This is a genomic window from Arthrobacter sp. SAFR-179, from assembly GCF_059414945.1.
Map to the genome: position 1 here is coordinate 328873 of NZ_JBPFDM010000003.1, position 20350 is coordinate 349222.

The following is a 20350-nucleotide window of genomic DNA, read 5'->3' on the forward strand; positions in this document are numbered from 1 at the left end:
CAGTCACCGAACAACCGGGACGGCTCAGGCGGGCAGCAGCATGGCGGCTGCGGCCCCGGCGAGCATGAACGGGCCAAAGGGTATGGCCGACTTCAGGGTGCCCCGGCGGGCCGCCAGCAGGGCCAGGGACCACAGCCCGCCCAGCAGGAATGCCAGGAAGGTGCCCGCGAAGAGGTGTCCCCAGCTGAGGTAGCCAAGGTACATCCCGAGCACTCCTGCAAGCTTGACGTCGCCGAAGCCCATCCCGGGCGGGTAAATGAACCGCAGGACAAAATAGAACAGCCACAGGATTGCGGCCCCGGCCACCACGCGGAGGGCGGGGATGGCCAGGAGCCCGCCGGTGTTGCCAGCGGCCGGGACGGGACCGGCCCACGCAACCGCGGCCGCCGCCAGGAGGAGCACTCCGGCCACCGCGTAGGACGGGAAAACGATCCTGTTGGGCAGGAGGTGGTGCCGGACGTCGATGATGGTGAGCCGGACCGCCATCACGGCGAAGTAGAGGCAGGCAGCCAGTACCAGCCAGAAGGCAAGCGGGGTGTTCTGCCAGAGTTCACCGAGTCGTCCAATCACCCCTCGGATGCTACTGGATCCACCATCCCGGCCGTAGCACCCCCGCGTAAGATGTGGATATGTCGACCTGGGACTCCCGGCGCCGGCCGGTTCCGGGCCCTCCTGGCGTCCCGGTGGACCTGGCCGCGATGTTCCGGAACCTGTGCCGGTCTTCCCCATGGAAGTGGCAGACGTTGCGCTTTGAGTACTGGGACCAGGCCTTTGCGTCGGCTCCCGCTCCCGGCGCACCGTTTGTCCGTGCGTGGCTGCGCCGTCCCGGGGCGCTTCGCCTTGAAAGCCCGGACGGCCGCGTCCTGCACAGCACCACAGGGATCAACGATTCCCGTGACGGCATCTACGTCAGCGCCACCCGCAAGTCCTGGCTCCTGCCCCCGCACCTCGTCACGCCAGTGTACGACGACGCCGGACTGGTGCGCCGCCGGCCCGAAGCCGCGTACGGAGAGCCCGGGTTCGGGAACGCACGGTTTTCAGCCGCACTGGACCCGGTGGAGCTCGCAGGCAACGCCCCCGTGCCCATCGAGTTCCCTGGCACCAACGCCCTGGACATCCCGGACACCCGCTTCGCCGAGCATGAAGGCCGGCCCGTCCTGGAGGCGGTTGCAACTCCCAACCCCGCCTACCGCCCGGGTGATCCTGCCGCTCCCCTCTGCCTTCCCGGCCGTTCCCTCCTCCGGGTGGACACGGGCACCGGCGTCTGCGTGTCAAGTCAGTCCCTGGAGCAGGAAACGGAGGAGTATGGCCACTGGATCCGGATCCTCGCCGTGGACGAGTACATGCTCGACGACCTGTTCCTGGCCGAGTCCATGAATCTCACCGACGTCCGCCGCCACATCAGCTGGGACATCCCTGCCAAAGCGTGACATGCCTGCCCGGCACCCATCGGCTAGGCTTCGCGGATGACTACCCTGGGCTCCATCTGGCCGCTGTTCGACCTCACGCTGAGCACCCCGCGGCTGGAACTGCGCCCCATCACCGACCAGGACATCCCCGCGGCTGTGGCAGCGGCCCGCGGCGGAATCCACGACGCCGGCCGGAATCCGTTCAGCACTCCCTGGACGGAGCTGCCGGATGAGGAACTGGGTCCCAACATGGCGCGCTGGTACTGGCGCTGCCGCGCTGAATGCAGGCCCGAAAACTGGACACTGCTCCTCGGAATCTGGCACGAAGGCCGGTTCGTCGGCTGCCAGGATGTTGAGGCCAAAGACTTCGCGGCCCTACGGACAGTCAGCACCGGGTCCTGGCTGAAGAAGTCCGTCCAGGGCCACGGCCTGGGCAAGGAGATGCGTGCCGCCGTCGTCCTTTGGGCCATTGACTGGCTCGGGGCGGAAGTCGCCGAATCGGAGGCCGCCATCTGGAACAGCGCTTCCCTGGGCGTGTCCCGCTCCCTCGGCTACGAACTCAACGGCACCACGCGCAAAGCCTGGGGCCCCAAAGCCGAAACAGTCCAGCACGTCCGCGTCACCCCACAAACGTTCAAGAGGCCCGACTGGGAGCTGCGCGTAAACGGGCACGAAGCAGCGGCCAAGTTCCTGAAGATCACCTGAGGGGCCGCGGCTGGGTTCGTCCGCTCCCATAGTGGTTCCGGACGCCGCGCCACAGCCCTTCTCCGTCGCTTAGACACAACGCATAGGGCCACCTTCGGTCGCTGGGCGACCTCCGCCGGCCGATGCGTCGCGATGCGCTCCTACGAGAAGGACTGCGACCCGGCTGGTGCCTCAGTCCACCAATGGCGTGCCCGCCAGACGCGCCGGCCCTCATGAAGTCAGTCGGACAGGAGGTGCGCTGGCACAAGAAGGGCCAAGGTTTTTCGCTAGGAGCGCATCGCCGACCAAAGCGTTGCGCAGGTCGCTCAGCGACCGAAGCAACGCGTCGGGAGGTGTCTAAGCGACGGCGAAGGACCCGGGGCGGACGAACCCGGCCGTTGCCACACACGAAAAGGGCCGTAGCCCGGCGAACCCGGCCACGGCCCTTTGCTTAGTTGATTTAGCCCTCGAGGAGTTCCGTGACGAGTGCTGCGATCGGTGAACGTTCCGAGCGGGTGAGGGTGACGTGGCCGAAGAGGGGGTGTCCCTTCAGGGTTTCGACGACAGCGGCGATTCCGTCGTGGCGTCCGACGCGCAGGTTGTCTCGCTGGGCGACGTCGTGGGTGAGCACGATCTTGGAGTTCTGGCCGATACGGCTCATGACGGTGAGGAGGACGTTCTTTTCGAGGGACTGGGCTTCATCCACGATCACGAAGGCATCGTGGAGGGAGCGTCCGCGGATGTGGGTGAGGGGCATGACCTCGAGCATGCCGCGGTCCATGACCTCCTCCACCACTTCCTGGCTGACCAGCGCCCCGAGGGTGTCGAACACGGCCTGCGCCCACGGGTTCATCTTCTCGGATTCGGAGCCCGGCAGGTAGCCAAGTTCCTGCCCGCCCACCGCATAGAGGGGCCGGAAGACGATCACTTTGCGGTGTTCGCGGCGTTCCAGCACGGCTTCAAGGCCGGCGCACAAGGCAAGCGCGGACTTGCCGGTGCCTGCGCGGCCGCCAATGGAGACGATGCCGACGGCGGGATCCATCAACATGTCGATGGCCAGCCGCTGCTCCGCAGACCGGCCGTGGAGGCCGAACACGTCGCGGTCGCCCTTGACCAGGCGCACCTGCTTGTCCGCGCCCACCCGGCCCAGCGCGGAGCCGCGGTTGGACAGCAGGACCAGCCCGGTGTTGACGGGCAGTTCGGCGGCCGCCGGGATATAGGCGGGTTCGTGGCCGTACAGAGTGGCGATGTCCTGTTCATCGGCTTCGATCTCGGCAACGCCCGTCCACCCGGAATCCTTGACCAGTTCGTTGCGGTACTCGTCGGCAGTGAGGCCCATGGCGGAGGCTTTGACCCGCATGGGCAAGTCCTTGGACACGACGGTGACGTTGCGTCCTTCGTTGGCCAGGTTCTTGGCGACGGCGAGGATGCGGCTGTCGTTGTCCCCGCTGCGGAAACCCAAGGGCAGCACCTCGGAGGAGATGTGGTTGAGTTCCACCATCAGGGTGCCGCCCTCGTCACCAATGGGGAGGGGCCGGTTCAGGCCGCCGTGCTTGACCCGGAGATCGTCCAGGAGCCGCAGGGCCTTCCGTGCGAAGTAGCCAAGTTCGGGGTCGTGCCGCTTGGCTTCGAGTTCGGTGATGACCACGACGGGAACCACTACCTCATGCTCAGCGAACCGCAGGAGCGCGCGCGGATCGGAGAGGAGGACTGAGGTGTCAATGACGAAGGTGTGGATGTCGGCTTCCCTTCCGGAGACAGCAAAACCGGCCGCAGCATCAGTTGCTGCGCCGGCTTCAGAGGTAGCTCGCTCGGCGCGAGAGGTAGCTTTTCCGCCCTGTCCAAACAGGACCTCGGGCAGTTGTTCAGAAGTAGCCACATCGACTCCAGCCCCGGGCGCCAGCCCGGAATTGTTATTGGTGAGGCGGCTCGGCCAGGAGGCCGGGTCCGGCCTCCCATACAACCGGTGCGATGTTTCGCTCCATGTACTGGCCTCCCCGATCAGCCGGCGGTTTTGCCTGCTGATGGATATAACGTAAATCCACTCAGGGTAATTTCCGCAACCATTACCCGGCGATTTCCCTTGCAGGTGTATGAACTCGTTATGAACCGGGGGTTTCAGGTGCCAAAGCGGCGCTGGCGGCCGGCGTAGTCCCGCAGGGCACGGAGGAAATCCACCTTGCGGAACGCGGGCCACAGGGCCTCGCAGAAGTAGAACTCGCTGTAGGCGCTCTGCCACATAAGGAAGCCTGACAATCGCTGCTCCCCTGATGTCCTGATCACCAGGTCCGGGTCCGGCTGGCCGCGGGTGTACAGGAAGCGTGAGATGTCGTCGACGCACAGGTCGTCGGCAAGCTGGGAGATGTCCATGCCCTTGGCGACGGCGTCGTGGAGGAGCTCCCGGACAGCATCGACGATCTCCCGGCGGCCCCCGTACCCCACTGCCACGTTAACGTGGATCTTTTCGCGGACGGGGGTGCGGGCGGTGAGCTTGTTGAGGCGTTCGGCCAGGTAGTCCGGAAGCAGTTCAGGCGCACCCATGGCATGGACGGATATGTTCGCGTCTTCGTCCAACCGGTCCAGGGTGTTGGCGATGATCCCCATCAGGAGGTCCAGTTCCTCACTGGAGCGGTTCATGTTGTCCGTGGACAGCATATAGAGGGTCACTACTTTGACACCCAGTTCCTGGCACCAGCCGAGGAATTCGTGGATTTTGTCCGCACCGGCCTGGTGGCCCTGGCTGGTGGGTGCATTGAATTGCTTGGCCCACCGCCGGTTGCCGTCCACCATGACGCCGATATGCCGGGGAATCCGGTCGCGTGGAAGATCCTTGAGCAGCCGGCGTTCGTAATAGCCATAGAGGAACCCGGGCAACTCCACGCGTCCACTCACCTGACTTTCCTGCCGTACGTACATCCACATCCTAGGCTACCGCCCGGGCCGGAGTGGGAACGCCAGCACTGGAGGAGAGCCATCCCAAGTGTTACTGACCAGTAACTTACCGGTCCGTAAGTTATTCTGGTGGCATGAACAGCGACTCTCCGCATGCCTCCCGGGGGCCCCAGCCGGAGGACCCCAACCCAGGCGCTGAAACAGAAACCAGCGCCGTGGATGACGCCGCCGTCCGCCTGGCGGAACTCCTGATGATCAAGCCGAAGTGGCGCGGCTGGATCCACACGGTCACTGCCCCGCTGGCCCTTGCCGCCGGCATCGTCCTGGTTGTCCTTGCCCCCACGGCGGACCGCAGGATTACTTCCGCCATCTACGCTGCCACCGGCGTTTTGCTGTTCGGTGTCAGCGCCGTCTACCACCGCGGCAACTGGTCACCACGGGTCAAGCTCGTCCTGAAACGGCTGGACCACACCAACATCATGCTGGTGATCGCGGGCACCTACACGCCGCTGGCATGGACGCTTCTTGAACGCGGGCAGGCGGTGGTTCTCCTCTGGGTCATCTGGGCCGGAGCCATCCTCGGCGTGCTGTTCCGGCTGCTGTGGACTGACGCGCCCCGCTGGCTCTATGTGCCCATTTACATCGCACTGGGCTGCGGAGCGCTGTTCTACCTGCCGCAGTTCTTCCAGGCCAGTCCGCCATCAGCCGTGCTGATCTGCCTGGGCGGCGCCCTCTACATCACGGGCGCCATTTTCTACGCCCTGAAAAAGCCGAACTTCAGCTATCACCACTTCGGTTTCCATGAACTGTTCCACGCGTTCACCGTATTCGCGTTCGCTGCCCACTTCGCGGCGATCGCCATGGCGGTCCTTGGCTAAAGCCCGTCACAGCGTGGGGCTGGCATAGCCACCAAAAGATTTCTACCTGCGCGGCCGCGGGTGTCCGTTGCCGGCCCCGTCCCCTTCGGAATGGCCAACTCCCGGGTGCGCGCCGCCGTCGAGCCCATCCTGGACATCCGCAGCATCAACGTCTGCAGCAGCGGCGGCCGCCAGGCGCTCTTCCTCCACCTGGGCCCGGTAGCGCACCCTGCGGATGCGCCGCACCATGTCCACGATGAGCAGGGCGGTTGCCACCACGAAGAAAGCCGTCATGATGAACCCCAGCAGGCCCGGTGTCACCTGGTCCTCCGAAATCCCCTCCCGCAACGTCGGAGTCGGCAGCGGTGACGGCGTGGTGGCGAGGCGGAGGAGCAGAGATTGCACGGTTGATACCTTCTGGTGGAACGGATGAAGCAGGAAGCGGACGGGACCGGCCGTCGCCGCACCTATCTTCTACGCAAGATAGAAATAGCCTGCCGTGTCTATCTTAGCCCGGCGAACAGGTCCTTCTCGGGGAGTTCGGAGGGCACCCTGGAATGGATCAGCGAATAGTCCTCCCAAGGCCAGACCCGGCGCTGCATGTCGGGCGAAACGGCGAAGAAGAACCCCAGCGGGTCTACTTGGGTCCGGTGGGCACGCAGGGCGTCGTCGCGCACTTCGAAATAGTCACCGCAGTCAATCTGGGTGGTGGTGGCATGCGCGGCCGGCGGCGGAGTGTGCCCCTCTGCATCGGACTCCAGCCATGCGGCCAGGCGTTCTGCGTAGGGTGACTGCAGCCCCGCCTCTTCCAGTGCAAAGTGCAGCGCCCGGAACCGCTCGGGGCTGAAGGCGCGGTCGTAGTAGAGCTTGCCCGGCTCCCACGGCTCCCCTGCCTCCGGGTAGCGTTCGGCATCGCCTGCGGCTTCGAAAGCCTCCACGGCCACCCGGTGGGCCATGATGTGGTCCGGGTGGGGGTAGCCGCCGTTTTCGTCGTAGCTAAGGATGACGTGGGGCTTGAAGGAACGCACCAGCCGTACCAGGGGCGCCGCGGCCTGGTGCAGGGGAAGGGTGGCGAAGGATCCCGCCGGGAGGGGCGGGAGCGGGTCCCCTTCGGGAAGGCCCGAGTCGACAAATCCGAGCCACCGCTGGCGGATGCCGAGGATGGCAGCCGCGCGCTGCATCTCCAGCCTCCGCGCACCGGCCATATCCCGCTTGGGGTGCGGCTCCCCCTCCACCGCCGGATTCTGGATATCGCCGCGGGATCCGTCCGTGCAGGTGGCCACGAGGACATCCACGCCGGCAGCTGCATACATGGCCATGGTCGCAGCGCCCTTGCTGGATTCGTCATCCGGGTGGGCGTGGACTGCGAGCAGCCGGAGCGGCACCTGGTTGTTGCTGGACGCTGTCATGGAGAGGACGGCTCCTTTATTCTTCTTTGCACGGCTTTGGCAGCTTGTGGATGTTGTTGCGGGTGCGCTGCCTCACCGGCAGCTGCAGCCACCGCAAAGAGCAGGCGGAAAGGGAACTAAACTGGTCTGGTGACTTCCCCGGACCAGCCGGCCCAATCCGCGCCCGCAGACACTAGCCTAGCCAATCGGTATGGTGCTAAAAAGCGGCGGCTCTCCCCCACCGCCGCCCGGGTTGCGGTCGGCCTGGCACTTACTGCGGGAATCGGCTTCCTTGCGTGGGTGACCACTTCGAACTCGCTCTCCGGAGTGACGTTCAAGGACGTGGGTTACAGCACCACCGATGCCACGGTCGCGGAGGTGGACTTCCAGGTGACGCGCGAACCGGGCAAGCCCGTCAAATGCGCCGTGAAGGCACTGGATTCGAAGTTTGCCGTCGTGGGCTGGAAAGTGGTGGACATCCCGCCGTCGGCAGCGGATGGAACGGCCGACGGCGGCAGGACGGTGGCTCAGCGCGTTACCTTGCGCACGGAGTCGGAGTCCGTATCGGGCGTGGTGGACAGCTGCTGGATTCCCGGCGGGACGTCTTAAGGCGTGTGATGTGGGACGCTTCCGTGTTGGGTTATCTCCAGAGGATTGACTACAATAGGGAGATACCTTTACCCCGCTGAGCTGGTTACTGTTCCACAAGTGGCCACCGTGGCGGGGTCTTTTGCATGTAGGACCACTAGAGGAGAAGTCCGTGTCTACCACCAACAGCGCATCTGCAGCCTGGCTCACCCAGGAAGCTTTTGACCGCCTGAAGGCAGAGCTGGACCACCTTTCCGGCGCAGGCCGGGCGGAGATCGTCCAGAAGATTGAAGCAGCGCGGCAAGAGGGGGACCTCAAGGAGAACGGGGGCTACCACGCAGCCAAGGAGGAGCAGGGCAAAATTGAAGCCCGCATCCGCCAGCTGACGGTGCTGCTCCGTGACGCCCACGTGGGGGAATCGCCTGCCGATGACGGCATCGTGGAGCCCGGCATGATTGTCGTAGCCAGGATCGCCGGCGACGAGGAGACCTTCCTGCTGGGTTCACGCGAAATCGCAGGTGACTCGGACCTGGATGTCTTCAGCGAAAAGTCACCGCTTGGTGCCGCCATCCTGGGCCACAAGGAGGGCGAGACCCTCAGCTACGCAGCGCCGAACGGCAAGGACATCAAGGTGGAGATCCTCTCCGCAAAGCCCTACGCACCCTAGCTCAGCAGCGCCGGCCCCAAAGCAGCCAGCGCAAAAGCAGAACGTGGCGGCCGTCCCCAGGGGATGGCCGCCGCTTCCGTTTAATGTCCTTCTCCCGGGTTTGCGCCACCCGGGCGCTAAAACTGCCGCGGCGCAGCGGGACCGCGCGGACGCAGCAGCAGAGCCGCCACCACGCCGCCCACGGCGCCGCCAAGGTGGGCCTGCCAGCTCACGTAGCCGGCCACAAACGGCAGGGCGCCCAGTAGGATGCTCCCGTAGCCCATGAAGAGGACCACGGCGAGCAGGATCTGCCGCCAGCTGTGGTTGAAGAAACCCCTGACCAGCAGGAACGCGAAAAGCCCGAAGACCAGCCCCGACGCGCCCACGGTGACACCGTTTCCGATGAGCCATACCGTCAGCCCGCTGCCGAGCCAGCTGAAGGCCAGGGCTGTGAGGAACACGCGCAGCCCGGAGAGAAACACCAGGAAGCCGAAGATGACCAGGGGCAGGCTGTTGGAGAGCAGATGGCCCAGGTTTGCGTGCAGGAGCGGGAAGGTAAAGATGTCCAGCAGCCCGTCGGCACTCCTGGGCCGCAGGCCGAAGGTTCGGGTGAGGGCCCCCATCATCAGGGTGTTGACCACCTCGATGGCGAACAGCAGGGCCACAAAACCACCCAGCACCACCAGCCCGCCCTTGGCACGGGAGGCGATGGCCTGCCGCTCGGGGATGCGCCCGTTATCCATCAGTCCGGCCACGGCCGCTCCTAATGCACAACAATCGGCTGGAAGCCCTCGGCACGGAGTGCGCTGAGGACCTGCTCCCCGTGCTGGTGGCCCTTGGTTTCCAGGTTAACGGTGATGGAGACGTCGCCCATGCTGATGGAACCTCCCACGCGGGTGTGGTCCAGGCCGGTGACGTTGGCATCGTTTTCAGCAATGATCCGGGCAATGGTTGCCAGCGAGCCGGGGCGGTCATCGAGCATCATCCGCACCGTCATGTAGCGGCCGGCAGCGGAGAGGCCGCGCTGGATCACCTTCAGCATGAGCATGGGGTCGATATTGCCGCCGGAGAGCACCGCCACCGTGGTTCCCGGGTTCTCGATCTTGCCGTCCATGAGCGCGGCGACACCCACCGCACCAGCGGGTTCAACCACCATCTTGGCCCGTTCCAGCAGGAAGATCAGGGCACGGGCCAGGGAGTCCTCGCTGACGGTGACAACATCGTCCACCAGTTCACGGATGATGCTGAACGGCAGCTGCCCCGGGCGCCCCACGGCGATGCCGTCCGCCATGGTGGAGACCTTCTTCAACGGCACCAGTGCATCGGCTGCGAGCGAAGGCGGGTAGGCGGCAGCGTTCTCCGCCTGTACCCCGATGATACGGATCTCCCGGCCAAGTTCCCTGGCACGGGCCTTGATGGCGACGGCGACGCCAGCCAGGAGCCCCCCGCCGCCCACGCCCATGAGGATCGTGTCAACGTTGGGAACCTGCTCCAGGATCTCCAGGCCCACAGTGCCCTGGCCGGCCACCACGTCCACATTGTCGAAGGGATGGACGAAGACCATGCCGGTTTCGTTGCTGTAGCGCTGGGCTTCGGCGAGCGCCTCGTCCACGTTGTGCCCATGCAGGACCACTTCGGCACCATGGCTGCGGGTGGCGGCGAGTTTTGGCAGTGCCACGCCCAGCGGCATATAGATCCGGGCCTTGATGCCCAGGCTCTTGGCGGCAACGGCAACGCCCTGGGCATGGTTGCCGGCGGAGGCTGCCACCACTCCCCTCTTTTTCTCGTCAGGGGAGAGCCGCGCCATCCGGACGTAGGCGCCCCGGACCTTGAACGAGCCGGCACGCTGCAGGTTTTCGCATTTGAAATAGACATCGCCGCCTACCATGCTCCCCAGCGCCCGCGACGATTCCACGGGAGTGCGCGCAATAATCCCGTCAAGCAGCTTCTGCGCCTCAAGGACATCGTCCAGTGTGACGGGAAGGGTTTCAAGGATCTTCACGGACTACTCTCCTCTGGGTTCTGCTCCGGTGCCTTCCGGGGAGGAAGCGCGGGCATCACGGTGTTCGGCGGGGGTGCCGGACGCCGTGTCCCGCCCCGAACCAGGTGCAGACGGCGGTTCAACGTCCTTGATGGTGTTGTCCCCGCCTGCTCCGGCCGTGATGGGCTTCCCGGCGATTACCGGCACCTGTTCATGTTCCCACGTTCTGGCGGCGATGTAGCGAACAGCCGAGTTTGCTACGGCCAGGATGGGTACGGAGAACAGCGCTCCGGGTATCCCGGCGAGGTAGGACCCCGCCGCAACGCTGAGGATCACTGCCACCGGATGCAGCGAAACTGCCTTGCCCATGACCAGCGGCTGCAGGATGTGGCCTTCGAGCTGCTGGACCAGCAGGACGATGGCCAGCATGATCAGCGCGTTGATGGGGCCGTTTGCCACCAGGGCCAGCAGAATGGCGACGATGCCGGTCAAAAGCGCACCCACCACGGGGATGAAGGAGCCGAGGAAAACCAGCACGCCCAGGGGAAGCGCAAGCGGGACACCGATGATGGCGGCACCCACGCCGATGCCAAGCGCGTCGACAGCTGCGACAAACATCTGGATGCGGGCGTAGCTGACCATGGACGCCCAGCCCTTGCGGCCCGCACCGAAAGTCGCGGCGCGGGCCTTCCGGGGAAGCATCCTGACCAGGAACGCCCAGATCCGGTCACCTTCCAGGAGGAAGAAGATGAGGATGAACAGCGAGAGGAGCATTCCGGCGGCGAAGTGGCCGGCGGTGCTGCCGAAGGACAGGGCGCCGCTAAGGATGCTGCTGCTGTTGTTCTGCAGCGCGTCGGTGGCTTCCTTGATGTACTGGTCGATCTGGGCGGCGGTCAGGTGCAGGGGGCCAGCTGACAGCCAGTCCTGGACCTGCCGTACACCTTCGAGGGCCTGGGAATAGAGCTCCCCGAAACCAACCACGAGTTGCCTGCCCACCAGGGCCAGCGCGCCGACGATGACACCGATGAACCCAAGGACTGTCACGGCAACAGCGAGGCCTGCAGGCAGTCCGCGCCGCTTCAGCCACGCCGTGACCGGGCTCAGGAGACCGGCAAGGAGGGCGGCCACCATGACCGGGATGATCAGGAGGGTGATGTGGCTGAGCAGCCAGACAAGCGTCCCCACCATCAGGAGGATCAGGCCCAGCCGCCATGACCATGAAGCGGCGATGCGGATGCCGTACGGAATGTCCTTGTCCAGTTCACGGTCCGTCAGGACCCGCAGCGGCGCAGCAGGTGCCGGCGCGGGTACGGGGTCCGGGTGGGCCAGGGTAACGTCGTCCTCTTTTGGCGTCATATGCCAATACTTCCGCAGCGGTGGCCCAATGGGAAACTACTGCCCTGCCGTGCCGGGCTTGTAGTCGATGCCCCATTCCATGCTGAAGGACTCCCCCGGCGGCAGCCACCGCAGGCCGTCGCCGGAGTTGAATGCATTGGCAGGGCCCGTCATGGGTTCCACTGCCACTGCGCGGCTCCGGTCAGGGTAGACCGTGCTCACGTAGACGTGGACGTACCGGCAGGCCTCGTCCTGCCAGAGCGATACCTCGCTGCCGTCGGCGGCTGCGAGGGTGTGGCGGGCTGCGCCGTCCTCGAAGCGGAGGTCAGTCAGGGCAACGTCCACTGCCAGGTCCGCTATGTGCCTGCCCGAACGAAAGTCGACATCCCCGTCGACAGGGGCGGAGCTGCGCGGAATCAGCCGCTCATCAGTCACCAGCCGGGTGGCGGCGGAAACGGTCAGCTGCAATTCCTCAACCGGTGTGTCGCCAAGCCGCAGGTAGGGGTGGGCGCCGAGGACAAACGGGGCGGCTGCCGCGGAGTCATTGGTGAGGCTTTGCCTGACGCGCAGTCCCAGGTCTTCGGAGATCCGGTACTCCACCCTGTGCCGGACCAGGAAAGGGTAGCCGTGCTGCGGAAAAACGGTCGCTTCCAGGGCCACGGCCTCCGGGGACTCCGCCAGCACCGCGTAGCCGGTGTTTCGCAGCAGGCCGTGGCTGGCGTTGTTGCGGGACACCTCGGTGATGTCCAGCTGCTGCTTCCTGCCATCCAGGAACCAAACGCCGTCCTCCACCCTGTTGGCCCAGGGCGCCAACGTTATGCCAGCCCCGCCGGGAGCGATCTGGTCATCGCCGTAGGTTTCGGTCAGCTGGATCCCGCCCCGGCTGAACGAGCGGAGCCCCGCGGCGAGCTCGGTGACCACGGCCACGGCGTCGCCCCGGCGGAGTTCATGTTGCCGGCCCGTAGCGCAGGAGCGGATGGATGAGCGGGTGGACGTTCCGTCGTTGGAAGAGGCTGTCATGGGCATTACCGTACATGCCGCTGCCGGAATCGGGCAGCGCCCTGCCATCCGCTCTGTTACTTTTTGTTGTTAACTATTCATTCTTGATCGTTTATGCGAAACTTTCTACATGACAGGGATCACCAGTACCAGACTCTCCGACGGGCGGGAGCTGATTTACTTCGATGACGACAGCACCAGTACCTCCCGCGCCGACCATCTCACCACCGACCACCGCAGCCTGCCCGCGCGCGGGGAGCCCGGCGAGGTGCGCTTCGATGCCCTGACGGACGAATGGGTGGCTGTTGCCGCGCACCGCCAGACCCGCACCCACCTGCCGCCGGCGGACCAGTGCCCCATTTGTCCCACCACTCCTGCCAACGCGTCCGAAATTCCAGCCGCCGATTACGACGTCGTGGTCTTCGAAAACAGGTTTCCCTCGCTGGGACCGGCGTTGGGACCCGTGCCGGAGAATGCCGGGTGGGGAACGAAGGGTCCGGCGTACGGCCGCTGCGAAGTGGTGTCCTTCACCCCTGAACACACCGGGTCCTTCAGCGGCCTCAGTGTCGAGCGGTCCCGCACGGTGATTGAAGCCTGGTCGCAGCGCACCGCGGCCCTGAGCGCCATGACCGGCATCAAACAGGTGTTCCCCTTCGAAAACCGCGGCGCCGACATCGGCGTGACCCTGCACCACCCGCATGGGCAGATCTACGCCTACCCCTACGTCACACCGCGGGCCGGCACCCTGGGCGCGGCGGCGCGGAAGTACTACGATGCGCAGGACGGCAACGCCACCCTGACCGGCTCCCTGCTGCAGGCCGAACGGGAGGACGGCAGCAGGATGGTCCTGGAAGGCACGCATTTCAGCGCCTACGTGCCCTTCGCGGCCCGGTGGCCCCTGGAAATCCATCTGGTCCCGCACCGCCACGTCCCGGACCTGGCGGCCTTGAGCGGAGAGGAAAAGGATGAGCTGGCACAGGTCTACCTCGACCTCCTCAAGCGGGTGGATGCGCTTTACCCCACGCCTACCCCCTACATCTCCGCGTGGCACCAGGCGCCGCTGGATGACCTCCTCCGGCCGGCGGGCTACCTCCATCTCCAGCTGACCTCCCCGCGCAGGGCGGCCGACAAGCTGAAGTACCTGGCCGGCTCCGAGGCCGCCATGGGCGCCTTCATCAATGACACCACCCCCGAAACAGTGGCCGAACGGCTGCGCGCTGTTGCCGTCCCGCCGTCGGCCGTTCCTGCCGCCGCCATGGCGGCAACCCCGGAAGGAGCCTCCGCATGACCAGTCAGGAACAAGCCAAGGCCGCACCTGCCGCCCAGGATCTCAGTGCCCGCTTTGAGCATGAATTCGGAAGCGCACCCGACGGCGTATGGCAGGCTCCGGGGCGCGTGAACCTGATCGGCGAACATACCGACTACAACGAGGGCTTTGTGCTTCCGTTCGCCATCGACCGCACCGCCCGGGTGGCCGTCGCCGCCCGGCCGGATTCGACCGTGCGGCTCCTGTCCACGTACGGCGACCAGGGCGTGGTCAGCACAACGCTCGACACCCTGCAGCCCGGAACAGCGAAGGGCTGGACCAAGTACCCACTCGGCGTCATGTGGGCCCTCCGGGAGCGGGGCGTGGCCGTTCCCGGACTGGACCTGCTCCTGGACTCAAACGTGCCGCTCGGTGCCGGCCTGTCGTCGTCGCACGCCATCGAATGTGCTGTGGTCACGGCGCTGAACGACCTCACGGGCGCGGGGTTGGCGGCCGAGGACATGGTGCTGGCAACCCAGCGGGCGGAAAACGACTTCGTTGGTGCGCCCACGGGGATCATGGACCAGTCCGCGTCCCTTCGCGGCGCAAAGGGCCACGCTGTCTTCCTCGATTGCCGGGACCAGAAGGCAAACCTGGTTCCTTTCGAGACCGAACCCGCAGGCCTGGTGCTCCTGGTGATCGACACCAAGGTGTCGCACTCCCACGCCGACGGCGGCTATGCCTCGCGCCGGGCATCCTGTGAGCTGGGCGCGGAGGTGCTGGGGGTGAAGGCGCTGCGGGACGTCGGGGTGGCTGACCTCGAAGAGGCCGCCGGTCTCCTCGATGAGGTCACGTTCCGGCGGGTGCGGCATGTTGTCACCGAGAATGACCGGGTGCTCCAGACCGTTGAGCTCCTGGGCGGCGCCGGGCCAAGCGCCATCGGCCAAATGCTCGATGCCAGCCATGCTTCCATGCGGGACGACTTTGAAATTTCGTGCCCGGAGCTGGACCTGGCCGTGGACACGTCCCGGGCCCATGGGGCCATTGGTGCCCGCATGACCGGGGGCGGGTTTGGCGGCGCGGCCATTGCGCTGACGCCGGTGGACGCCGAGCAGGCGGTGCGTGCCGCCGTCGTGAAGGCTTTCGCCGACGCCCGCTACAGGGCCCCGGATATCTTCACCGTCTCCCCTGCCGCCGGAGCCATGCGCGTCGCCTAGCGCGCGTCGGGCGGCTGAGGCCGGCTGCACGTTAACGACCGTGGGCCCCACCAGTCTGGGGGGGCCCACGGTGGTTTGGTTTACGACGGCGGAAGTTGCCGGGGTGCCTAGTCGTCGCCGCGCAGGATGGCGAGCAGGCGGATGATCTCCACGTACAGCCAGACAAGCGTGACGGTCAGGCCGAAGGCGGCTGTCCAGGAGAAGCGTTGCGGGGCTCCGCTGCGGACGCCTTCTTCGATGCTGGTGAAGTCCATGATCAGCGAGAAAGCGGCGAGGCCGATGGCCAGCAGGCCGATGAAGACGCCCAGCGGGATGCCGAAGATCTCGACGCTGGTGCGCAGGCCGAACGGGCTCTGCACGGCCCCTGTCCACATCATGATCATGTTGATCAGCGCAAACACGGCGTAGCCGATGATGGCGATCATGAAGAACCGCATGGCGCGGGGCGTGGCGCGGACCTTGCCGCTCTTGAAGAGCAACAGTGTCACGGCAAACACGGACAACGTGCCGATCACGGCCTGCAGGCCGACGCCGGGGAACATGCCGTCAAGGATCCGGGTCAAGCCGCCTAGGAACAGGCCCTCCAGGGCCGCGTAGGCGAGGATCAGCGCCGGCGACGGCTGCTTCTTGAAGGTGTTGACCAAGGCGAGTACGAACCCGCCCAGGGCACCGACGATCATCAGCAGGGAGGCCAGGCCCTGCGCCACCACAAGGGTGACTGCGGCGCCGGCGACCACTGCGGCGAGGCAGGCAGCAGTCTTCATGATGACGTCGTCGAACGTCATCCGTCCGGTGTCCGCCGGGCCGGCCGACGGCTGGCTGTACATCTGGCGCAGCTGTTCGTCGGTCATGCTCTGGGGCTGCGTGCCCCAGCCCTGCTGACCGTACGGCTGCTGTCCGTAGGGCGCCTGGCCGCCATAAGGCTGCTGGCCATAGGGAGCGCCGTAGGGAGCCTGCGGGACAGGCGGTGCCTGGGTGGCTCCACGGAAACTCTTTCCGTTGAAGATCGGGTTGCCGCCAAGTGCCATTGCGGGATTCCTCCATGTGGATGTGGGTGATGAGCTTTTTGTTACGCTACCAATTCCCACGTGGGGGTGGCAGGGAAAGTTCCCGCGGGGCCCGGTTGCAACCGAACCGTGACCGTTGCGCGCTCGTAAAGCACCGGACCCCGTTGAGCCAACTACCCCACCCCCAGGTAGGCCTCCTTGATGGACGGATCCTCCAGCAGCTGCTTCCCGGTGCCGCTGTGGGTGATCTCCCCGGTTTCCAGCACGAAGGCGCGGTGCGCCCCGGCCAGGGCCTGGTTGGCGTTTTGCTCCACCATCAGGACCGTGGTCCCCTGGTTGTTGATTTCCTTGATGATCTTGAAAATCTGGCGGATGAACTGCGGCGCCAGGCCCATGGACGGCTCGTCCAGCAGCAGCAGCTTCGGGTTGGACATCAGGGCCCGCCCGATGGCCAGCATCTGCTGCTCGCCGCCGGACATGGTGCCCCCGTACTGCTTTTCCCGCTCCTTGAGCCGGGGAAAGAGGTCGAACACACGGTCCAGGTCCTTCCCCACTCCGCTGCGGTCCTTGCGTCCGAAGGTCCCCATGTCCAGGTTTTCCATGACGGTCATGCCTGGGAAGATCCCGCGCCCTTCGGGAGCCTGGGAGATTCCATGGACCACCCGGATGTGGGCCTTCATCTTGGTGATGTCCTGGCCGGCGAAGGTGACCTTGCCTTCGGAGCAGTTCAAGAGCCCCGAGATGGTCCGCATGGTGGTGGTCTTGCCGGCACCATTGGCGCCGATGAGGGCCACGACTTCACCTTCGTCCACGGTGAAGGAGATGTTCCGCAGCGCCTGGATGCGGCCGTAGTGGACGGAAACGTCCTTAAGTTCAAGCAACGTCATCTTCGGGCTCTCCTAGGTAGGCGGCAATAACGCGCGGGTCTTCGCGGATCTCGCGCGGCAGTCCATCCGCGATCTTCTTCCCGAATTCCAGCACGACGATCCTGTCTGTCACGCCCATCACGAGCTTCATATCGTGCTCAATCAGCAACACCGTGTAGCCCTCATCCCTGATGGTGCGGATAAGCGCCATCAGTTCCTCCTTCTCGGCAGGATTGAAGCCGGCCGCAGGCTCGTCGAGGCACAGCACCTTGGGATCGGTGGCCAGGGCCCGGGCGATCTCAAGGCGGCGCTGATAGCCGTACGGCAGCTGCCGGGACAGGACGTGGGCGTGGCTGCCGATGCCGACGAAGTCCAGCAGGGCCATGCCCCGCTCGATGGCGGACTTCTCCTCCCTGATGTGGGTGGGCAGGCGCAGCAGTGCCCCGCCGACGCTGGTCCGGTGCCGCGCGTCCAGGCCCACCACAACGTTCTCAAGGGCCGTCATTTCACCGAACAACCGGATGTTCTGAAAGGTGCGCGACAGGCCCAGGCGGGTGATCTTGTGCTGCTTGATGCCGTTCAGGACCTGGCCCTCCAGCACCACCTTGCCGCTGGTGGGCTTGTAGACGCCCGTCATCGCGTTGAAGCAGGTGGTCTTGCCGGCACCATTGGGCCCGATCAGCCCCAGGATCTCGCCCCGCTTGATGTTGAAGCTGATGTTGTCCAGCGCCACAAGGCCACCGAACTTGATGGTCAGGTTCTGCACCTCAACGATATTGTCGCCGACCTTGACTGCGATATCGCGGTCCGGGGCCACCTTCTCGGCAAGCTCCTGGTCCACCCCGGCTTCGGCAAGGGCTTCAATGTCGATCTCGGGCGCAACAGCGGCGGAGCCGTCAACTGCCGGCTGCTCCTCCACGCTGCTGGAGCCTCCGTGCCTCTCATCGGAGCTCATGCCTCCGCTCCTCTCTGTCCGGCCGCGCGGGTGCCCGGCCCGGCTGATGAATTGTCCGTGTCCTTAGGTTCGGTGCCCTCGCGGCTGGTGACCTTGTTCAGGGCCGTCCGTCCGTAAGCGAGCAGCCGCTGCCGTGCCGGCAGCAGCCCCTGGGAACGGAAGATCATGATCAGTACCAGGGCGATGCCGAAGATCAGGTACTTGTATTCCGCGATGGCGGTGAACCGGAGCGGGATGTAGCTGACCAGGGCTCCGCCCAGGATGGCGCCCACCTTGTTGCCGGCTCCGCCGAGCACCACGGCGGCGAGGAACAGGATGGAGGTGGTGACGTCGAACTTCTGGTTGTTGACGAACCCCACCTGGCCGGCGAACAGGGCTCCGGACAGGCCGCCGATCGCAGCGCCGATGGCGAAGGCCCACACCTTGTATTTGAAGGTGGGAACGCCCATGATTTCGGCGGCGTCCTCGTCTTCACGGATGGCGATCCAGGCGCGTCCCACGCGGCTGCGTTCCAGGTTGCCCACCAGGAGGGTGACGATGATGATGATGGTCAGCGTCAACCAGTACCAGGGCACGCCGTTCGAGTTGGAGAAGATGGGCGTTCCGTCAGCCTCGGTCCCCGGGGGGTGGCCGACGTTCTGGAAGCCCACCTGGCCCTTCATGGCCGGGATGATGGTGGCCAGGATACGGACGATTTCGCCGAACCCCAGCGTCACGATGGCAAGGTAGTCACCCCTGAGGCGGAGGGTGGGCACGCCCAGCACCACGCCGAAGAACATGGTGACCGCCATGGCGATCGGGATGGTCCACAGGTACGGAATGTGCAGGAAAGGCGAGTCGGGACTGGTCAGCATGGCCGCACAATAGGAACCCACCGCAAAGAAGGCGACATATCCAAGGTCAAGCAGGCCGGCGTAACCCACCACCACGTTGAGGCCGACGGCGATGAGTGCGAAGCGCGCCATGTCGAAGCAGGCCAGGGCGAAGTTGTTGCCGGGCTCGGTGGTGATGATGGGCGGATTCATCAGCGGGAGCAGGTAGGCCAGTACCACGACGATGATCAGGAACGCCCACTGCTGTTGCCGGGACAGTGCGTGCCACCGGTCGGAGAAGTACCCGGGCTTGCGTTTGCCCCGCTGGGCGAGATCGCTTTTTCCTGCAGCTTTCGAGGACGCTTCGCGTTCCTCTGCTGCCTGTTCGGCAGCCGCCGTCTGCAGCGGCGTGGGGCCATCCGTCGTGCTCATGCTTTGCTCCTTCCAAGGGAGGTTCCCAGGATGCCTTCGGGCCGCAGCAGCAGCACCAGCACCAGCACCACGAACGCCACGACGTCGGTCCACTGCGAGTTGCCCAGCAGAATCTGGCCGTAGTTGCCGATCAGGCCGAGCAGCAGGCCGCCCAGCAGGGCTCCGCGGACGTTGCCGATGCCACCGAGCACAGCGGCTGCGAACGCCTTGATACCCAGGACGAATCCACCGCTGTATTGGACACCGGACGGGATTTTCATGACATAGAACAAGGCGGCGGCTCCTGCGAGCAGGCCTCCGATGATGAAGGTGGTAATAATGATGCGCTCTTTGTTGACGCCCATCAATGTTGCCGTATCAGGATCCTGCGCAACAGCCCGGATGCCGCGGCCGGTGCGCGACTTGCTGATGAACCTGTCAATGCCCACCATCATGATCACCGCGGCGATGATGATCACCAGTTGCTGGGAATCGATGATGGTGCCGAAGACGTCGAAGATGGGGGTGGGCCTGAACATGGTCAGGGCAAGCTCCGGGCTGGGGCCACGCCACAGGTAGATCAGGTACTGGATGGTGAAGGAAGCACCGATGGCGGTGATCAGGAACACCAGGCGCGGGGCGTTCCGTTGCCGCAGGGGTTTGTACGCGATGCGTTCCAGCAGGAAGGCTGTCACCGCCGAGGCAACCATGGCCAGGACCAGCGCCAGCAGCAGGTTAAGGATGATGGCCCAGATGTCGAGCCGGGGAACCGAGGGACCGAAGCCCAGGCTGCTGAGGGTAAAGAAGACTGCGTAGCAGCCGACGATGAACACTTCAGAGTGGGCGAAGTTGATCAGGTTCAGCACGCCGTAAACCAGGGTGTAACCCAGTGCTACGAGCGCATAGATGGCCCCGAACGTGAGGCCGTCAAAGGTGGCACTCCAGAAGTTCTGGGCCAGGGACGGTATGTCGAAGGTGATCCAGTCGTTTTCAGTCGGGAGGAGTGGGACAAGAGTGGGAAGCATGGGAACATCCTGATCCAGTTGCACGCGGCCTT

At 65.3% G+C, this 20350-nt stretch carries 21 protein-coding genes; 7 read left to right on the forward strand and 14 right to left on the reverse strand.

The window, feature by feature from the left end; translation table 11 throughout:
* Nucleotides 1-24 precede the first annotated feature (24 nt).
* Nucleotides 25-570, reverse strand: coding sequence for a prepilin peptidase (locus tag ACR65K_RS08345; protein WP_440152218.1), 546 nt, complete (start codon nucleotides 568-570; stop codon nucleotides 25-27).
* A 59-nt stretch (nucleotides 571-629) separates the two neighbouring features.
* Between ACR65K_RS08345 and ACR65K_RS08350 the strand changes: the two genes are divergently transcribed.
* Both ACR65K_RS08350 and ACR65K_RS08355 read left to right on the forward strand, forming a co-directional pair.
* Nucleotides 630-1430 carry a hypothetical protein gene (locus ACR65K_RS08350; RefSeq protein WP_440152220.1) on the forward strand — a complete coding sequence of 267 codons (801 nt, stop codon included), beginning with the start codon at nucleotides 630-632 and terminating at the stop codon, nucleotides 1428-1430.
* A gap of 36 nt (nucleotides 1431-1466) precedes the next feature.
* Nucleotides 1467-2114, forward strand: a complete 648-nt coding sequence (locus tag ACR65K_RS08355) for a GNAT family N-acetyltransferase (protein ID WP_440152222.1) — start codon at nucleotides 1467-1469, stop codon at nucleotides 2112-2114.
* A gap of 439 nt (nucleotides 2115-2553) precedes the next feature.
* Here ACR65K_RS08355 and phoH2 read toward each other — a convergent pair whose 3' ends face one another.
* Nucleotides 2554-3972 (reverse strand): RNA 5'-3' helicase PhoH2, encoded by a 1419-nt coding sequence (gene phoH2 / locus ACR65K_RS08360; RefSeq protein ID WP_056332353.1) that lies wholly within the window; start codon nucleotides 3970-3972, stop codon nucleotides 2554-2556.
* A gap of 239 nt (nucleotides 3973-4211) precedes the next feature.
* A complete protein-coding gene (locus tag ACR65K_RS08365) occupies nucleotides 4212-4973 on the reverse strand; it encodes an isoprenyl transferase (RefSeq protein WP_056332355.1) in 762 nt (253 codons plus the stop codon).
* 146 nt (nucleotides 4974-5119) lie between these two features.
* On the opposite strand from ACR65K_RS08365, the gene trhA reads away from it, so the two are divergent.
* Nucleotides 5120-5863 carry a PAQR family membrane homeostasis protein TrhA gene (gene trhA / locus ACR65K_RS08370; protein ID WP_440152224.1) on the forward strand — a complete coding sequence of 248 codons (744 nt, stop codon included), beginning with the start codon at nucleotides 5120-5122 and terminating at the stop codon, nucleotides 5861-5863.
* 42 nt (nucleotides 5864-5905) lie between these two features.
* On the opposite strand, the gene ACR65K_RS08375 is transcribed toward trhA, so the two are convergent.
* Both ACR65K_RS08375 and mca read right to left on the reverse strand, forming a co-directional pair.
* Complete coding sequence (locus ACR65K_RS08375) at nucleotides 5906-6247, reverse strand: hypothetical protein (protein ID WP_440152225.1); 342 nt, start codon at nucleotides 6245-6247, stop codon at nucleotides 5906-5908.
* Nucleotides 6248-6345: 98 nt separating this feature from the next.
* Entirely contained in the window at nucleotides 6346-7251 is a 906-nt protein-coding gene (gene mca, locus ACR65K_RS08380; protein ID WP_056332360.1) for a mycothiol conjugate amidase Mca, read from the reverse strand.
* 129 nt (nucleotides 7252-7380) lie between these two features.
* Here mca and ACR65K_RS08385 point away from each other — a divergent pair, with 129 nt between their 5' ends.
* Both ACR65K_RS08385 and greA read left to right on the forward strand, forming a co-directional pair.
* Nucleotides 7381-7839 carry a DUF4307 domain-containing protein gene (locus tag ACR65K_RS08385; protein WP_056332362.1) on the forward strand — a complete coding sequence of 153 codons (459 nt, stop codon included), beginning with the start codon at nucleotides 7381-7383 and terminating at the stop codon, nucleotides 7837-7839.
* A gap of 151 nt (nucleotides 7840-7990) precedes the next feature.
* The gene (gene greA, locus ACR65K_RS08390; RefSeq protein WP_056332365.1) at nucleotides 7991-8485 is read left to right on the forward strand and encodes a transcription elongation factor GreA; all 495 of its coding nucleotides are present in this window, start codon (nucleotides 7991-7993) and stop codon (nucleotides 8483-8485) included.
* Between the two features lie 116 nt (nucleotides 8486-8601).
* On the opposite strand, the gene ACR65K_RS08395 is transcribed toward greA, so the two are convergent.
* From ACR65K_RS08395 to ACR65K_RS08410, 4 genes are read right to left on the reverse strand one after another with little or no spacing between them, the layout of a single operon-like run.
* The gene (locus tag ACR65K_RS08395; protein ID WP_440152227.1) at nucleotides 8602-9219 is read right to left on the reverse strand and encodes a rhomboid family intramembrane serine protease; all 618 of its coding nucleotides are present in this window, start codon (nucleotides 9217-9219) and stop codon (nucleotides 8602-8604) included.
* An 8-nt stretch (nucleotides 9220-9227) separates the two neighbouring features.
* Nucleotides 9228-10466 carry a threonine ammonia-lyase gene (ilvA, locus tag ACR65K_RS08400; protein WP_142030633.1) on the reverse strand — a complete coding sequence of 413 codons (1239 nt, stop codon included), beginning with the start codon at nucleotides 10464-10466 and terminating at the stop codon, nucleotides 9228-9230.
* A gap of 3 nt (nucleotides 10467-10469) precedes the next feature.
* Nucleotides 10470-11801, reverse strand: a complete 1332-nt coding sequence (locus ACR65K_RS08405; protein WP_440152228.1) for an AI-2E family transporter — start codon at nucleotides 11799-11801, stop codon at nucleotides 10470-10472.
* 36 nt (nucleotides 11802-11837) lie between these two features.
* The gene (locus ACR65K_RS08410) at nucleotides 11838-12800 is read right to left on the reverse strand and encodes an aldose 1-epimerase family protein (protein WP_440152229.1); all 963 of its coding nucleotides are present in this window, start codon (nucleotides 12798-12800) and stop codon (nucleotides 11838-11840) included.
* A 109-nt stretch (nucleotides 12801-12909) separates the two neighbouring features.
* Here ACR65K_RS08410 and galT point away from each other — a divergent pair, with 109 nt between their 5' ends.
* The gene (gene galT / locus ACR65K_RS08415; protein WP_440152230.1) at nucleotides 12910-14067 is read left to right on the forward strand and encodes a galactose-1-phosphate uridylyltransferase; all 1158 of its coding nucleotides are present in this window, start codon (nucleotides 12910-12912) and stop codon (nucleotides 14065-14067) included.
* Nucleotides 14064-15242, forward strand: coding sequence for a galactokinase (gene galK, locus ACR65K_RS08420; RefSeq protein ID WP_440152232.1), 1179 nt, complete (start codon nucleotides 14064-14066; stop codon nucleotides 15240-15242). The genes galT and galK overlap by 4 nt, the downstream gene beginning before the upstream one ends.
* A 107-nt stretch (nucleotides 15243-15349) precedes the next feature.
* Here galK and ACR65K_RS08425 read toward each other — a convergent pair whose 3' ends face one another.
* The 5 genes from ACR65K_RS08425 to ACR65K_RS08445 form a co-directional block, all read right to left on the reverse strand.
* Nucleotides 15350-16270 carry a Bax inhibitor-1/YccA family protein gene (locus ACR65K_RS08425; RefSeq protein ID WP_440152234.1) on the reverse strand — a complete coding sequence of 307 codons (921 nt, stop codon included), beginning with the start codon at nucleotides 16268-16270 and terminating at the stop codon, nucleotides 15350-15352.
* Between the two features lie 152 nt (nucleotides 16271-16422).
* Entirely contained in the window at nucleotides 16423-17136 is a 714-nt protein-coding gene (locus tag ACR65K_RS08430) for an ABC transporter ATP-binding protein (RefSeq protein WP_056332379.1), read from the reverse strand.
* Nucleotides 17123-18070, reverse strand: coding sequence for an ABC transporter ATP-binding protein (locus ACR65K_RS08435; protein ID WP_440152236.1), 948 nt, complete (start codon nucleotides 18068-18070; stop codon nucleotides 17123-17125). The genes ACR65K_RS08430 and ACR65K_RS08435 overlap by 14 nt, the downstream gene beginning before the upstream one ends.
* Complete coding sequence (locus ACR65K_RS08440) at nucleotides 18067-19314, reverse strand: branched-chain amino acid ABC transporter permease (protein WP_440152237.1); 1248 nt, start codon at nucleotides 19312-19314, stop codon at nucleotides 18067-18069. Before ACR65K_RS08440 ends, ACR65K_RS08435 begins: the two co-directional genes overlap by 4 nt.
* Nucleotides 19311-20318, reverse strand: coding sequence for a branched-chain amino acid ABC transporter permease (locus tag ACR65K_RS08445; RefSeq protein WP_440152239.1), 1008 nt, complete (start codon nucleotides 20316-20318; stop codon nucleotides 19311-19313). The genes ACR65K_RS08440 and ACR65K_RS08445 overlap by 4 nt, the downstream gene beginning before the upstream one ends.
* Nucleotides 20319-20350 lie beyond the last annotated feature (32 nt).